This is a genomic window from Mediterranea massiliensis, assembly GCF_900128475.1.
In the GTDB taxonomy this organism is placed as follows: Bacteria; Bacteroidota; Bacteroidia; order Bacteroidales; family Bacteroidaceae; genus Bacteroides; species Bacteroides massiliensis_E.
This window is the reverse complement of record NZ_LT635837.1, coordinates 298,914-314,911: the sequence shown is the minus strand read 5'-3', so window position 1 is coordinate 314,911 and position 15,998 is coordinate 298,914. Positions and strand designations below refer to the sequence as shown.

The window sequence follows — 15,998 nt, the reverse complement described above, 5'->3', positions numbered from 1 at the left end:
GCAAATTAATTATAGTTAGGGTTAATTGATGAAAAGTCTGAATTTGGCAAAGAAGGCCCGGCCGGGCTTCTGCAGTTTATAATTGTCGTAGGCAGTCTGATCCAGCAGGTTGGAACATTCCAGCGACAGGCTGTAGCAGTCGTTTTTCCAGGAATAGGACACACCGGCATTGCAGATGTGCTGTGTAGGGATGCGCGACTTGTTTTCGTACGAGCCATAGGCCTCCCACGTGAGGAAGTACCAGTGTACCCATTGGTAGTTGAAGTTCAGACGCAAGCGACTGTCAGGCAGTCCCACGTGGTGGAAGATATAGTTCACTTCGGCTCCACCGAACAGCCAGGGGCGGTTGGGAAGGCGGTTGTTGTAGGTGGCCGACGGTTTGCCGTCGGTCTTGTATTGCTGCTGGTCGCGGGCGTCCTGATAGCTGAGGTTGCCCGAGATTTGCAGCTTGTTCTGCCAGTTGTAGCGCACTTCGCCTTCGGCGCCCTTGATGTGTACGGCGGGTACGTTCTTGTATTGCAGCATGCCTTCCTTCTCGATGACCTGTACCTGGATGAAGTTGTCGACATTACGCAGGAAACCGTTGGCTTCGTAGTACAGTGTGTGTCCGGCAGCCGGATGCCAGGTCCCGAAGAATCCCAGATTGGCATTGTTGCTCTGTTCGGGCTCCAAAGCTACGTTGGCATAGACGGTGGTCCCGTTGCCCAGCAGCTCGCGGGCAATGGGCAGACGGACGCTGTGTTCGAAGGAGGCTTTCAGTGAGAATGGTTCTATGAAGGTGAAACGGGTACCCACTCCGTAGCCGCCGTAGTTTTTGGTAAGGGAGCCTTGTACGGTGTTGGAGCCGGTTGTGGCGCCCGAGTCGGTCTGACGGATGTTGGCGTGGTTCACGTAGTCCTTGACGAAGAAGGTATTGTTCCATCGGTCGCTGAAGAACGACTGGTGGTAGGAGAGTCCCACGATATGTTTGGTCAATACATCGTTCGACGGTACGAAGTCCGTGTCCACATCGTCGTAGCGGTCATTGCCCGTGCGGTTCATCGAGTAGTCCACATTGAAGTTGTGATGGCTGTTCAAGGCATAGTCTATGTTGATGTGTACCAGGGTCATCGGCCGCTTGTAGTGGCGCATCGAGCGCTTGTTTCCCGTAATTTCGTTGCGAGAACTTACGATGTAGTCGCCGTTCCAGTTGTACTTGCGGTAGGCGGTATCTACGGTTAGCGAATGGTCCCAAGTGTGCGACAGCGAAGCATTCATCTGTAAACTTTTTACCAGAAAATCGCGCTTCTGGTAACGTGCCGAGATGTTCCAGGCATCCGTCTGACGTTCGGCCATGCCATAGACTACGGTTTGTACCGACCCAGTCTGCAGCTCCTTGTCTACTTTGGAATACGAGCCCGACACGAAGAAAGCATCGGCCCAAGGCCGGTTAGCAAATCCTATTTCCACTTGTCCCAGCAGGGAAAAATAGTCGTCGTGGAAACGCTTGCGGTCGGCATAGACATATTGGTCCTGTTCTTCGTCCCATACTTCGACGTTTTTCATCCGATAGTCGTTCTTCGAGTAATTGATGCCCAATGTCGGACGGATGATGAGACCTGTCCGGCGTTCCACCAGTTGGGCGTTCAAGTCGGCCTTGTGGGTATGGAATGAACCGATGCCATACGATACGTCCAGATAGTTCTTCTTTTCCTGTTTGGTAATGATGTTGATGGCGCCGCCCAAAGCGTCGGTACCCAGATGGGCGGGAACCACACCCTTGTAGATTTCAATGCGGTCGATGATGTTTACCGGCAGGTTGGCCAACGTCATGTCACTGCCCTTGCTGCTGAGGGGCATGCCATCCAAAAAGTAGCGGACGGAGTTGCCAGACAGACCGTTGATGGACAAATCGAAATTCGAACCTACACCGCCCTCTTCGCGTACCTTGATGCCGGTCGTGCGGTTTACCAGGTCGCTCAGGTTGTTCAGTGAGGAAGCCATGGCCTTGACATCGAGCGCATTGACGGCGAAGGCACTTTCCTTGAGCTTTTGCGTCTGGCTTTTGCCGTATACCTCCACGGCACCCAGCCCTACGTTGCTTTCCTTCAGGCAGAAGTCTTTGGTCATGGAGCCGGTAATGCGAAGTGTGACTTTCTGCGTTTCGTACCCGACGAATGATACGACGACGACCTGTCGCCCTGGTGTCACCTCAAGCTCATAGCTGCCGTCTGCCTGGCTGTAACAGCCCATTGCAGTGTTTTCAACGGCGATGGTGGCCTGTTCCACTGGCTGTCCGTCGGTATCAGTCACACGTCCTGAAAGACGTACTTTCTGTTGTCCCGACAGGGTGGTGCTGCCAGCGGTGAGGCAGAGCAGTACCAGCATCAGCCAAATACAGGAGCCTTTTTCTGTTTTCTCTATTTTCATATACTATCCGTTTCAAGATAATAACAGCCTGGGAAACGATAGACAATGATGACAAAGAGAAACGGCTTTCTGATACGTACTGAAAGCAGAAAGAGCCCGACTCGATGTTTCGCCGCTTTATTCCCCGAAAGCGTAAAACGTTGGTAGATTCTGGCAGGTCTTCTGACTCGTCCCATCCTTGGATGCCTTCCCGTTCCTCGTGTAGGGCAGGAACAGTGGCTTGGGTCTTTCCGAGGACTTCCCTTATGTGGGGAGGACTTACAGCAGCGGGTCTGTTCAGGAGTTTCACCTGATTCCCTTTTCATCGTGCACTCCGAAGCGGGTGGAGGCAGCGAAACCAGATTCGCGTCGGCAAAGGTAGGAATTATTTTGGGTTCTGCCTCTATGTGTGAAGGAATATTTTGTAGTTATGTGATTATTTGTTGGAATCAGAGGGGATTGCGGTGTAGATTGTTTCCTGTTGATATGGCTCGGCTCTATACTGCTTGGGCGACATGCCTACATGCTGTTTGACGTATTTCCCGAAGAAGGAAATACTGGGGAAGTCGAGTTCATTGACGATTTCCTTGATGCTTTTGGTCGTCTTCTTCAGCAGGTATTGGATATCCTTCATGACATATTGTTCGATGAGGGAGGAAGCCGTGTTGCCACTCACTTTCTTGCAAATGGCCGACAGATATTTGGACGTGACATGCAGTTTGTCGGCATAGAAAGCCACACTGCGTGGTTTGGGATAAGAAGCCGAAAGAATGTTGATAAACTGATTGAACAGATTTTCTGCTGAATTGTAGGCAGGTGGAGAAAGGCGGACAATATGGTCGAGCGAATCGGAGAAATCATAGATAAACGCCTGAAGCAGGGCGTCGATCAATTCCTTTTGATGGCGGTGGGGCGTACTCTGTAATTTGGAACGGAGCAGGCTGTAGTATTGATAAAAAACAGTCCCTTCTTCTTCGGACAGGGATATGATGGGATGTTCCTCAATGTACATCTTGAAGTTCCAGTTGCCCGAGGAAATCAAGGTAATCTGGTTGGCATAGTTGGGGGAAAGGCAGAAACCGCAGCACTCGAAGTCAACGCTGACCATGCTATGCTCCAAAATTGTTCGTGGATGGCAAATCACAAGATCGTTTTTCCTGACTTCAAATAAATTGTTATTCAGAGAGACTTGGCCTTTACCTTTCAGACAAAGAACGACCATGTAAGACTCCAAACGGACAGGAGGGGCTGAAAGAAGGTCTATTTCGTGTAAATGCTCTATGATCATTATACGGTCATCTTGATAGATGGAAGCTTTTTCGACCAAACACTGATCCAATGGTTCCTCATTGCCTACAATCATTTTTTGTTCCATATGTTCTCGTATTATCTGTTTCGGGTACAAAAAAACGAAAAAATGTCCGAAATATATTGGTTGATATTTCCCGATAAGTGTCCTTGATGGGATATTCTGTGCTTGACGGGAAAAATGGCACACTTTTGCGGTGGAAAGGATTCCGGGCATTTGGAGAGAAGGCTCTTATTTTGCGGCCGATATGATAAAAATGAAAACGAATATGAAACGTATGAAGTTGTTTGGCTGTATGCCCCTGTTGGCAGGGCTGGCCGTTTGTGCAGGTTGTGGAGACACCTCGAAGGATGTGGTCGGGATTATGGAGCCTGTTAAGGTAAAGACGATGAAGGTTGAACTGTCTGAGATGAATGAAAGCAGACAGTTTTCGGGAACCGTGGAAGAAGAAAATGGAAGTGCACTCAGTTTTTCGGTGATGGGTACATTGAAGAATATTTATGTGGGTTTGGGCAGTCGGGTGAAGAAAGGGCAATTGATAGCCGAAGTAGACCAGACCTCCATGGAAAGCAGTTACCGCGCCGCCAAAGCTTCGATGGAACAGGCAGAAGATGCTTTCCAACGAATGAAGGAACTGCACGACAAGGGTAGCTTGGCCGAAATCAAGTGGATGGAGGTGCAGAGTCAGTACCGTCAAGCCTGTTCGATGGAAGAAATTGCTCGTAAGAATTTGGAAGACTGTAAACTCTATGCTCCTTTTGACGGGGTAATTGCAGAAAAAAACGCAGAAATCGGGCAGAATGTGGTTCCCGGTGTACCGGTGGTGAAACTTGTGACTGCCGGACAGTTGAGAATCAGCATTCCGGTACCTGAGTCCGAGATTGTCCATGTAGAAATGGGGCAGCAGGCATCGGTCTGTGTCTCTGCGCTGGAGGATGGCCATTTTACGGGACGAGTGACGGAAAAGGGCATCAAGGCACATCCTTTGTCACGTTCGTATTTGGTAAAGATCAGACCGGACCGGACGGTACAGGGATTGATGCCGGGCATGGTGGCCGAAGTGAGTCTGGAAGCCGGTCATGGAGGGCAGGTATTTGTGATACCGGCTTCCATTTTGCAAACCGATGAGAGTAACCATACTTTCGTATGGCTTCGTTCGGAAGGAAAAGCGATCAGGAGAGTGTTGGAATGCGGAGATTTCACGTCGCAGGGAGTCGTTGTGCTTTCCGGGCTGGCCGTTGGAGATGAAATCATTGTAGAGGGACAACAGAAGGTGTGCGAAGGCACGCCGGTTACTTTGTAAAGGAGGCTTTGTAAAAATGGAAAAGAAACGTGGCATAGTAGAATGGGCCATGCACTATCGTCAGATTGTGATTTTGGTGACATGTTGCCTGGTAGCATTCGGCATATATAGTCTGCCCGAGATGCAGAAGAATGAATTTCCCGACTTTACCATCCGCCAGGGAATGGTTGTGGCCGTAGCGCCGGGCAATACGGTGGAAGAAATGGTGGAGCAGGTGACCAAGCCGCTGGAAGACTATATCTTCACATATAAGGAGGTGAAGAAGGAAAAGACCTTTTCAACGACCCGCGACGGTATGGCCTTTATCCAGGTGGAACTGAATGACGACTTGAACAACAAGGATGAGTTCTGGAGCAAGTTCAAACACGGAGTGGCAACGTTCAAGTCGCAGTTGCCGTCCAATGTCGTGGCCATACAGGTTATGGACGATTTTGGCGATACATCGGCCCTGCTCATCACCATGGAGAGTAAGGACAAGACTTACAGGGAACTGCATGACTATATGGACGAACTGAAAGACCGTTTGCGCCGCATCAAGAGTGTGGGCCGACTGACGGTGAGCGGTGAACGGAAGGAGCAGATCTCCGTTTACCTTGATCTGGCCCGCCTGTCGCAATATGGCTTGAACGAACAGACTCTTGCAGCTACTCTGTTTACAAAAGGGTTTGTCACTTCGGGAGGGCGGATACAGACTCCGGATTATGTATTGCCCATCCATGTGGAGCAGTCTTTCAATACACTCTACGATGTAGAGCAGCAGATTGTCTACAACGACCCTTCTGGGAATAATGTGCGGCTGAAGGATGTGGCCCGTGTGGTAAAGGAGTACCCCCATGCCGACAGCTACATCACCAGTAACGGCACCAAGTGCATTCTGCTCAGTGTAGAGATGAAGAAGGGGCAGAATATCGTGCAAATGGGCGAAGAAGTGGACCGTGTGCTGACCGCATTCAAAAGTGAGTTGCCGTCCGAAGTGAACATGTACCGCATTACTGACCAGGCCCGGGTAGTGGGCGACAGCGTCAATACGTTCCTGCGCGAGTTGCTGATTGCTATCGGGGCCGTGGTCATTGTGGTCATGCTGTTGCTACCGTTGAAGGTGGCCTTGGTAGCCGCTTCCACCATTCCCATCACTATATTCATTTCGTTGGGACTGTTTTACGCTTTCGGTATCGAACTGAATACCGTGACGCTGGCAGCGCTGATTGTCACCTTGGGTATGATTGTGGACAATTCGATTGTCATCATCGACAGCTATCTGGAGAAGTTGGGTGAAGGCATGTCACGCTGGCATGCGTCCATTCAGAGTGCCACCCACTTTTTCAAGTCCATCTTTTCGGCCACGCTGGCCATCAGCATTACGTTCTTTCCTTTTCTGCTTGTCGTCAAGGGAATGATACACGACTTCCTGCTCAGTTTTCCCTGGTCCATCACGCTCATTTTGGGTGTGTCGTTGTTGGTAGCCATGTTGCTGGTTCCGTTCATGCAGTTCTGGTTCATCCGCAAGCCGATGCCCAGCGTGCAGAAAGGTTTCTCGTTTCTGGCTGTCCTTCAGAAATACTACAACCGCTTGCTGGATGTCTGCTTTGCCCATCCGTATGTCACGCTGCTGGTGGGAATTGTTTCCGTCGGGGTAGGTGTTGTATTGATGGGAAGGCTTCCCCAACGACTGATGCCTATGGCCGACCGCGACCAGTTTGCCGTAGAGATTTATCTGCCGACTGGTTCGGCGGTCGAGAAGACTGCCGCCGTGGCCGATAGTGTGGAACATTTGTTGCGTCGGGATCCGCGTGTCCTTTCGGTGACAGCATTTGTGGGCTGTTCTTCGCCGCGCTTCCATACGGCTTATGCTCCCCAGTTGGGAGGAACCAATTATGCCCAGCTGATTGTCAATACGACCGGCAATCGGGAGACGGTAGAGTTGCTGGACGAATATAGTCCCCGGTATGCCAACGCCTTCCCCGAAGCTCGGGTCCGGTTCAAACAGATTGGTTTCAGTCAGGCTGTTTATCCTGTCGAATTGCGTTTGAGCGGAAGTGATCTGGATACGTTGAAGGCCATTGCCGGAAAGTATTTGGCTTTGTTGCGCAGCATGCCTGAGACGCAGTTGGCGCAGACCAACTTCAGCGAACCTCAGACGACTGTCAGTTTGCGGCTGAAGGAGGATGAGGCGGCTCGTCTGGGCATTAATAATGTACAGCTGGAAACGACGTTGGCCTTGCGTTATGGGAACGGTCTGTCGATGGCCCGTGTATGGGAAGGTAATTACGATATACCGGTCACACTGAAAAGTGAACAGGCAGACAGTGCTTCTTTTTTCGATTTGAAGGATGAACTGGTTCCTGTAGCCGGAGGATTGTCCTACGTCCCCTTGCGTCAGTTGGTGGAGATGCGTCCTTGCTCTGAAGACGGGCAGATAGTACGCAGAAATGGAGTCTACACTATTACCGTGATGTCTGATGTCCGTCGGGAAGTGAATCCGACAGCCTTTACAGAAAAGCTGATGAAGCGTTTGGAAAAAATTCCGCTCCCCCAGGGAGTGGAGCTTGCTTATGGCGGCGACCGCGAGCAGGACAACGAGAACCTGCCACCCATCATGGGGGCTCTGGCCATTGCTGCTTTCATCATCTTTTTCATTCTGTTGGGCCATTTCCGCCGCATCAGTATTGCTCTGCTGATATTTGCGAGTATGACGCTCTGCCTGTTCGGTACGGCAGTGGGTGTGCTCATTCAGGGTGTGGATTTCAGTATGACCAGTACGCTGGGCATCATCAGCCTGATGGGTATCATTGTCCGTAACGGCATCATCATGATCGATTATGCCGAGGAACTGCGGACGACTGAAAAAATGTGTGTGCGCGACGCCATTTATCATTCGGCCCGCCGACGCATGCGTCCTATTTTCCTTACGTCGGCTGCCGCATCAATGGGTGTCATCCCGATGATTTTGGGCAAGAGCGGTTTGTGGATGCCGATGGGAACAGTGATCTGTTATGGTACGCTGATTACGATGCTGTTTCTGCTGACGATACTTCCCGTATGCTATCTGCTGATATTCAGGGGAAGTACAGGGCGCAGAGTGAAGAATGAGGCTCTGGAAAGACAGTGAACCGAGTGAATAGTGATGAGACAAAACAACATTGGATTATGAAAATGAACAAGAACATACGATTGATATATCTGAGTGTGGCAGCGGGTTTGTGCTTCTCCCTGCCACTCTCTGCCCAGCATGCCTATACGCTGGACGAATGCATCCGTGAGGCTTTGAGCAACAACGTGCGCATCAAGAATGCCGAGAATGATCTTCGTGCGGCCCGGCAGGACCGTCAGTCGGCCTTTACCAATTATTTTCCCAGTGTGTCTGCTACGGGAGGCGGTTTCCTGGCCGATCAGGGACTGCTGCAGATGGAGATGGCCCCCGGACAGGGCATTTCGATGATGAAGAACGGGGTGGTTGGCGGTGTTACGGCCAGTCTGCCGCTTTTCACTGGAGGACAGATAGCCAATGGGAACAAGTTGGCGGAAGTCAATGTGGAAGTAAAGCGGCTGCAACGTGGCTTGTCGGACAAGGAGGTAAGGCTGACGGCCGAGCAATATTTCTGGCAGATTGTCACACTGAAGGAAAAGTTGAAAACCATCACTACGGTAGAGAAGCAGCTGGGACAACTGAATGCGGATGTTGAAGCGGCCGTCCATGCAGGGCTCACCACCCGTAACGACTTGCTGCAGGTCCGGCTGCGGCAGAACGAAACCCGTAGCGGACGCATCGAAGTGGAAAATGCCCTCTCCCTGTCGCGTAGCATGCTGGCCCAATACATCGGCCATCCGTCCGACAGCATCGATGTGCAGATGGATATCAGCTGGAGCCTTCCGCAACGGCCCGACAGCCTGTACCGCAATCCTGACGCCTCTTTGTTGCTCACCGAGGAATATCATCTGTTGCTACAGAACCTGAAAGCCAGCCGTTTGCAGCACAAGCTGACTGTGGGAAAACACCTGCCTACGGTGGCCATCGGCGGCGGATATGTTTACGAGAATCTGATGGACAAGGACCAGTCGTTCTGGATAGGGTTTGCCACGGTCAGCGTGCCGCTGACGGGCTGGTGGAGCGGAACGCACGAGATAAAGCGGGACAAACTGCGTGTGCAGAATGCCGAGAGCCAGTTGGAGGACCAGAGCCAGCTGCTTGTCATCCGCATGCAGAATGCCTGGAACGAGCTGAACGATGCCTATAAGCAGATGGAGATAGCTCTTCAGTCCATCGAACAGGCCGACGAAAACCTGAGGCTGAATACGGATTATTATTCGGCAGGAACCTGTACGATGAGCGAACTGCTGGATGCACAGACTCTGTATCAGCAGAGCCGCGACAAGTATGTGGAATCGTGCATGCAATATGAAGTGAAGAAACGCACTTATCTGCAGGCTACGGGCCGATAATTTGTCTTTTCGGTTTTCTGCGTATCCCACAAGGGCACGGAAGCTATCGGATGTTTGCCGGCGGAAACTTCTCTTCCTCTCCGCGGCGGTCCGTACAGCTCCGTGCCTTTTCTCTGTTCTGGCGGTAGCGTAGCGGAGACAGGCCGGTCTTTCTGGCGAAGAACTTGCCGAATACCGACTGGTCGGAAAAGCCGAGGGAGTCGGCTATTTCCTTGACGTCCATGTCGGTGCATTCCAGCAGACGTCTGGCGTCGGCACAGATGAGTTCGGACAGGTGGAAACGGACGGTCCGCCCGGTCGTCTGCTTCACGACACGCGACAGGTAGGTGGTAGACACGTGGAGCCGTTCGGCATAGAAGTGGAGGCTGTGGCACTGGCGGTAATGGGCGGCCGACAGCTTCTTGAACTCGCGGAAGAGTTCGTTCGAACGGCTGACGCTGAGGGCGGCCGACGAACTGTTGCGGCACAGCAGGTCGCTGACCTGCAGCAACAGAAAGCTGCATTGCTGGCGCACCATGCCGTTTCGGAAAAAACGGAACGACCGCATTTCACCTTCGAACAGGGCGAACGTCTTCTGCAGATAGGCATGGTCGGTTGGAGAAAGCTGGAGGACAGGAAGCCGGTAATTTCCCAGAAACGAAGCCAGCTGGCTGTAGAGGGCATGCCCGTCGGGCAGGCTGTCGAAGTAGGCCGGCACCAGGTAGAGAATAAGGGCGTGGAAGTCGGGAGAGCTTGCGTAGAGTGTGGACGAGGTGCCTGGAGTCTGTACGGCCAGACTTCCGCATGTGACATCGTAGCGTCGGAAAGTGTCTTGTATATATCCCATTCCATCGGTTACGAGGATAATGAAAAAGCCGTCCTCCATCCGCAGGCGGGCCGATGCGTCTGCCTGGTGGAGATGGATGTCATCGGTATCTTCCTGAGCGGCCTTCAGATGTTCTGTCAAGTCGAGATCCATGTTGTTCTTGCAGTTTGAGACGGCAAAAATAAGCAGAGTTTCGTTTTCGACCAAAAAAGGTTGTTCTTTTATGAACGGAAATCAGAAAAATGAAACGAACTTCGCGCCTTGAATTAATAAGGTAAAAAGAAGATTATGAATACTTACATCGTCAGACGCTATCTGTTGTTTGCCGTTTCGCTGTTTGTCAATGCGCTGGGCATTGCTTTCATAACCAGGGCGCTGCTGGGAACATCGCCCATTACAAGTGTCACTTATGTCTTGAGTATGTTCACTCCGCTGACCATTGGGCAGTGGACCATACTGTTCAATCTGTCATTTATGGTGTTCGAATTGTTTTTCATGACCCGCAAGGATTTGCGGTCCGACTGGCAGGCCTATCTGATGCAGGTACCCATTTCCCTTTGCTTCGGCCTGTTCATTGACCTGTCCATGAATATCCTGTTTTGGCTCCATCCGGCCGATTACTTTCTGGAAGTGGTCAGCCTGCTGGTAGGTTGCTGCATTCTGGCGGCCGGCATCGCGCTGGAAGTGAAGGCCAGTGTGGCGATGGTGGCAGGCGAATATTTCGTGAAGTCCATAGCCCGCCGTCTCCGCAAGGATTTCGGATTTGTGAAATTGAGTTTTGACGTCACACTGGTCATTCTCTCCTGTGTGTTGTCGCTGGTGTTTATGGGAGGCATTTATGGCGTGCGCGAAGGTACGGTTGTGGCTGCGCTGATTGTAGGTCCTATCGTACACTTTATCAGTCCGTATTACCGTTTTCTGGACGGATGGATCCAGCCGCGTACAGCGGTTGTTTCCGATGCACGGACGCAGGGCAGACACAAGATCATTACCATTGCCCGCGAGTATGGCAGCGGCGGACACCTGCTGGGCGAGATACTGGCCCGCGAGCTGGGTGTGAAGCTCTACGACCGTGAGTTTATCCGTATGGCCGCCACCAAGCTGGGCATGGACGAAGCCTATGTGCTGAAGAATGAGCAATCCATTCCCTCCTTCTGGCTGAAGTGCATCTTTGCGCAGAGCGGAAAGAATTCGTTGGACCGGAGCCTGTCGCCCGACGACGTGCTGTTCGTGGCCGAGAGCCGCATGGTGCAGGAGCTGGCCGCGAAGGGGCCGTGTGTCATCGTGGGTCGCTGTGCCGACTTTATCCTGAAGGACAATCCCAACGTCATCAAGGTGTTCTGTTATTCAGATTCTCAGAGTGCCATCCGCCGCTGTACGGAAGAATATAATCTGACGGTTGAAAATGCTGCTTCGGAAATCAAGCGCATCAACAGGAACCGCATCACCCATTACGAATATTACACGGGTCGCAAGTGGGGCGATCCCCATCATTATGACCTGCTGGTCAACACGGGTAGCATGGACTTGCAGATGGCTTGTGACCTGATTAAGGCCATGTACGAGCATTGGGAGTCGCGCCCCACGAGGGAGGGAGCGGAAGTCCGCCCGCAGTAAATGTCCGCAATGCCCGCAGCAAAGTGTCAGTACTTCCATGGGATTACTCCAGTACTTGTACGGAAGTACTCAAGTACTTGGCTGTAAGTACTGCAGTACTTGTATGGAAGTACTGGATATATCCTGCATTCTTACAGCTTCTCGGGAGTATTGTGGGACGGGAAAGAGTATGACTTTTCAAACATGTTTTCCAGCAGTTCGATTCCCGTCTGGGTTCGGAAGATGTTCCGTTTGACGGCATCGACGGCATCGACAGAGAGGCTGTCTTCGTAGATGTTTACCAGAAAGTCGGCTTCCACCAGAATCTGATAATCCATGCCGGTAATGTCCTTGTACGTGTGATGGTGGGCGATGAGCCAGCAGACACGCTCTGTCTGCTGGATAGTGTAGTCTCCGGTGGCTTCGAGGAGCTTTCGGGCTTCCGCCGGTCCTTCCTGTTCCTGATGCTTTCCGTCGCATACGCCGTATTTCTGTTCGCTGATGTGTATGCCGATGTCGTGTACGATGGCGGCCGTTTCCAGTATGAACAGAGTTTCTTCGTCCAGCTGTTCCAACGTGCCGATAACCGAAGCCAGTTGGTATACTTTGATGAAATGCTGGATGCGTTTGGGGTCGCCTGCGTTGTAGGCGGTCATGAGGGTTGTCAGTCGGGCGTGTTTGGGATTCATATCTTGGGATTGTTAATGTGTTGTCATTTCCGCAGAAACTCCCGCTTGTCGCGGAAGAGGCAGTAGAGCTTCCAGCGCAGCGACTGGAGCGGCTGGAGAACGTCGAAGACGGGGAGCAGGAAGCGGTAGCGGTATTTCTCGTCCAAGTCTTTGGCCGTAGTGTTGATGACGAGTGCCTGCATCACGAAACGGAATACGAACAACAGGAAGCCAAGTCCTGCCACCAGCCAGTGGGCATGAAGAGCGGATATGACGACCGTCGCTATCCATGCGGCATGGAACAGCAGGCGGCTGAAGGTCTCGAAGCCGAGCGCCCAGCGCTGCATGCCGTGGTACAGGGGAGCGGTGGAGGCGTAGCCGATTTTTTCCTCGCGCCAGTCCTTGGCACGGAAAAGGGGCTGCATGCGGACCACGGAGGCCGGGTCGGTCTCCACGCGGGTGTTGTCCCGACGGGCCACCTGGTTGACGAAGAGGTCGTCGTCGCCGCGGCGTAGGTTCAGGTGGGCGGAGAAGCCCTTTTGGTCGAAGAAGAGGTCTTTACGGTAGGCCAGGTTGCGGCCGATGCCCATGTAGGGATTGCCGGCCAGGGCGAACCCCAGGTAGCGCATGGCGGTGAAGAGGCTGTCGAAGGCGGCGCGGCGGTGCAGCCAGTTGTGCCCGCGTTCGTAGCCGCTGTAGCCCAGCACTACTTCGGTGCGCGAGGTGAAGTTGCGGGCCATCAGGCGCAGCCACTGGTTGCTCTGCGGGCGGCAGTTGGCCTCGGTCAGCACCAGCCAGTCGTAGCGGGCGGCGCGGATACCCAACGTGACGGCCAGCTTCTTGCGGCTGATGTAGCGCGAGGAGTCGGGCACAAAGCTGTGGTACAGGTTGGAGTATTGCTCTTCGAGTTGGGTCAGATATTCCTCGCTTTCGCCCTTCTCGCCGTCGTTGATGACGATGACTTCGAACTGCGGATAGTCCTGCTCAAAGATGGCGGGCAGGTTGCGGCGCAGGTTCTCTACTTCGTCGTGGGCGCAGAGGATGACAGACAGGGGCGGCAGTTCCTGCGTGAAATGCAGTTCGTCGCGTCCGGCCTTGCGGCTGCGCAGGTGGATGCGGTTGTAGAGGGTGAGGTAGTAGAGGGCCTGGACGATGAACAGGATACCGGTAGCGGCCAGCAGATATTGTTCGGTAGTGTCGAGTGCGAATGCTTCCATTTATGCTTTGTTCTAACTGATGCGCAAAAGTACGAATTTTCGGGCACACCTTGTACGGCCCGCCCTTTCTTTTTTCTTACTTCTTGAGCACAGGCACCGTCAGGAAGCGGCATTGCGGGAAGTGCCGTCCGAGGTAGCGGCGCAGGTACTGCTGTGTGTCTTCCTGAATGGTGGTGTCGGCCAGGGTGGGATAGAGGTTGTAGAGCACGGTGTCGAGCCGGATGCCGCGGCGGGCGACGGCTTCCAGACTGAGCAGGGTGTGGTTCACGCTGCCCAGTTTGCCCGAGGTGACGAAGATGAGCGGATAACCCTTTTCGGCGATGTAGTCGATGGTGAGGTACTCGTCCTTCAGGGGGACCATCAGGCCGCCGGCACCTTCGACCAGCACCGTGTCGTAGCGGCGGGCCAGTTCCTGCGTGGCCTGCCCGATGCGTTCGAAGTCTATTTCGCGGCGGTCGATGCGTGCGGCCAGGTCGGGTGAGGCGGGGTAGGAGAAGATTTCGGGCATGGTGAGGCCTTCACGGTCTTCGGGCAGGTAGCCGGTGTCCATGAGGCGGCGGTGCAGGTCGATGTCTTCGCTGTGACCTACGTTGCCTGTCTGGATGAATTTCTGGGTGATGACCCGTTTGCCTTCTTGGATGAGCTGCGCCGCATACCAGGCGGTGCAGTAAGACTTTCCGGCATCGGTGTCGATACCGCTGATGAAGTAGATGTTGTTGGCGTTCATGGTTGAAAGCGTTTTAAAAGTTAAAGGAGTTAAGGAGACAGGAGTTAAGGAGTTAAGCCGATACCTTGGTTTCAGTATTCAAAACTATTGGCTTAACTCCTGATTTCTTAACTCCTTAATTCTGAATTCTCAATGGTACAAATCACATATATCGGTTGATACGTCAGGCTCACGCCTTCGGACGAGCCGAAGCGGCGGATGTATTCGTCGCAGAATGCTTGCAGGCGGCCGCGGCTCCAGGTGTGCTTCTCCGTGCCGGTGACGCCCGTCATACGCAGGTGGCGCAGGACATCGACGGGGATGGGGAAGTGGAGCACGGCTTCTTCCTGCTCCAGATGGAGGATGCGGAAGCCGGCGTCTTCCAGCTCGCGGCGGAGTTGTTGGGGCGGTGTGTAGTCCAGCCCGTTGCCCGTCAGCGTGCGTATCTCCAGCAGGTTGCTTAGGCCGAAGGTGGTGAAGGCCAGCACACCGCCGGGGCGGAGCAGCGAGGTGCTGCGGCGGAAGAACTCACGGGACGAGGCGAACCACTGGAGGGTGGAGCAGGAAGTCAGCAGGTCCAGTCCGTCGGGCAGAGGGCAGGTCTCGGCATCGCCCGCCTCGAAGATTACACCGGTACGGATCGTCAGACAATCCAGGCAGAAGCGCATTTCGGGGCAGAGGTCGTTGAGGTGGAGCAGCGAGGGGTGCCACGTGTCATAAATCAGTTGCGAATACAGCCCCGTGCCGCAGCCGAACTCGGCGATGCGGTCGAAGCGGGCGTCGGGCAGGGTGCTACGGAGCAGGGTGGTCATCTTCTCGGCCACCTGCTGTTGTACGCGTGCCTCGCGGCTGTAGGTGGCGCGGGCACGGGCAAATCGTTCGGCTATCAGTTGTTTGTCCATCGGTCTTGCAGGTAGTGTTTGAAGAGAGGTTCCTGGTAGTGTGCGTCGTCGGTTTCGAGGATGGTCGTACCCAGCTCGTGCCAGGCATTCAGCTGGTTGGCGGGCGGGATGATGCGGTCTGCGTGTCCTACGACGGCCTCGGTCCATGTCAGCGCAGGGGCGGACAGCGTGGCATCGAGGCGGGCGATGCAGGCCAGCTCGTCGCGTATCTCGTCCAATGGACGGCGGGGCGTGCGGTCGAGAAAATCGCGGAAAGCGGCACTGTCGGCACACATGCGGCGCAGGAACTTGTGGAGCGAGGCGCCCGTCAGTCCATCGAGTGTACCCTGATAGATGGCGGGCGGGATGCCGCGGCGTTCGTCGATGGGATAGGGCGTACCGTTCAGAGCGGTACAGCTCGCTACGTTCAGGCCCGCTGAGGGCAGCACATGCGAGGCGGCCCATACGCCCATCGACCAGCCTACGACATGAACTTCGGCATAGTCGCGGAGGAGCGTGGTGTCGAAGTCCAGCGTGCGGTAGTCGTAACAAATCTGGTAGTCCATCCCCTGCGGACGGTAGTGGCGGAACGGCGTTTCGTCCGCCGCCCATCCGGCGAAGAACAGGAGCAGGCGGGGATGATGTTCGTGTATGAGGTATACTTGTTTCATACGATGATTGTTGT

At 53.7% G+C, this 15,998-nt stretch carries 12 protein-coding genes and 1 riboswitch; of the genes, 4 read left to right on the top strand and 8 right to left on the bottom strand.

Annotation, left to right across the window (positions count from 1 at the left end; genetic code table 11):
• Window positions 1-21: 21 nt before the first annotated feature.
• Together BQ7483_RS09185 and BQ7483_RS09180 are read right to left on the bottom strand one after the other, a co-directional pair.
• Window positions 22-2,409 (bottom strand): TonB-dependent receptor, encoded by a 2,388-nt coding sequence (locus BQ7483_RS09185; protein WP_072545682.1) that lies wholly within the window; start codon window positions 2,407-2,409, stop codon window positions 22-24.
• Between the two features lie 135 nt (window positions 2,410-2,544).
• A riboswitch (cobalamin riboswitch) is annotated at window positions 2,545-2,766 on the bottom strand.
• Between the two features lie 58 nt (window positions 2,767-2,824).
• A complete protein-coding gene (locus tag BQ7483_RS09180; RefSeq protein ID WP_235847339.1) occupies window positions 2,825-3,508 on the bottom strand; it encodes a helix-turn-helix domain-containing protein in 684 nt (227 codons plus the stop codon).
• A 457-nt stretch (window positions 3,509-3,965) separates the two neighbouring features.
• Between BQ7483_RS09180 and BQ7483_RS09175 the strand changes: the two genes are divergently transcribed.
• The 3 genes from BQ7483_RS09175 to BQ7483_RS09165 are packed head-to-tail and all read left to right on the top strand — an operon-like array spanning window position 3,966 to window position 9,440.
• Window positions 3,966-5,000, top strand: coding sequence for an efflux RND transporter periplasmic adaptor subunit (locus tag BQ7483_RS09175; protein WP_022021370.1), 1,035 nt, complete (start codon window positions 3,966-3,968; stop codon window positions 4,998-5,000).
• Window positions 5,001-5,016: 16 nt separating this feature from the next.
• The gene (locus BQ7483_RS09170) at window positions 5,017-8,109 is read left to right on the top strand and encodes an efflux RND transporter permease subunit (RefSeq protein WP_022021369.1); all 3,093 of its coding nucleotides are present in this window, start codon (window positions 5,017-5,019) and stop codon (window positions 8,107-8,109) included.
• 38 nt (window positions 8,110-8,147) lie between these two features.
• Complete coding sequence (locus BQ7483_RS09165; protein ID WP_022021368.1) at window positions 8,148-9,440, top strand: TolC family protein; 1,293 nt, start codon at window positions 8,148-8,150, stop codon at window positions 9,438-9,440.
• A gap of 43 nt (window positions 9,441-9,483) precedes the next feature.
• Here BQ7483_RS09165 and BQ7483_RS09160 read toward each other — a convergent pair whose 3' ends face one another.
• Window positions 9,484-10,398 (bottom strand): AraC family transcriptional regulator, encoded by a 915-nt coding sequence (locus BQ7483_RS09160; RefSeq protein ID WP_072545792.1) that lies wholly within the window; start codon window positions 10,396-10,398, stop codon window positions 9,484-9,486.
• 135 nt (window positions 10,399-10,533) lie between these two features.
• On the opposite strand from BQ7483_RS09160, the gene BQ7483_RS09155 reads away from it, so the two are divergent.
• Window positions 10,534-11,862: a cytidylate kinase family protein gene (locus BQ7483_RS09155; protein ID WP_072545681.1), complete on the top strand. Its 1,329-nt coding sequence runs from the start codon at window positions 10,534-10,536 to the stop codon at window positions 11,860-11,862.
• A 131-nt stretch (window positions 11,863-11,993) separates the two neighbouring features.
• Here the strand turns inward: BQ7483_RS09155 and BQ7483_RS09150 are convergent, their stop codons facing one another.
• The 5 genes from BQ7483_RS09150 to BQ7483_RS09130 all read right to left on the bottom strand — a co-directional run bounded on the left by BQ7483_RS09150 (window position 11,994) and on the right by BQ7483_RS09130 (window position 15,984).
• The gene (locus BQ7483_RS09150) at window positions 11,994-12,530 is read right to left on the bottom strand and encodes an HD domain-containing protein (RefSeq protein ID WP_072545680.1); all 537 of its coding nucleotides are present in this window, start codon (window positions 12,528-12,530) and stop codon (window positions 11,994-11,996) included.
• 23 nt (window positions 12,531-12,553) lie between these two features.
• Window positions 12,554-13,726, bottom strand: a complete 1,173-nt coding sequence (locus BQ7483_RS09145; RefSeq protein WP_072545679.1) for a glycosyltransferase — start codon at window positions 13,724-13,726, stop codon at window positions 12,554-12,556.
• A 76-nt stretch (window positions 13,727-13,802) separates the two neighbouring features.
• Window positions 13,803-14,453, bottom strand: coding sequence for a dethiobiotin synthase (gene bioD / locus BQ7483_RS09140; RefSeq protein WP_072545678.1), 651 nt, complete (start codon window positions 14,451-14,453; stop codon window positions 13,803-13,805).
• Window positions 14,454-14,560: 107 nt separating this feature from the next.
• Entirely contained in the window at window positions 14,561-15,334 is a 774-nt protein-coding gene (gene bioC / locus BQ7483_RS09135) for a malonyl-ACP O-methyltransferase BioC (protein ID WP_072545677.1), read from the bottom strand.
• On the bottom strand, window positions 15,319-15,984 hold the full coding sequence (locus BQ7483_RS09130; protein WP_072545676.1) for an alpha/beta fold hydrolase: 666 nt from the start codon (window positions 15,982-15,984) through the stop codon (window positions 15,319-15,321). The genes bioC and BQ7483_RS09130 overlap by 16 nt, the downstream gene beginning before the upstream one ends.
• Window positions 15,985-15,998: the final 14 nt, after the last annotated feature.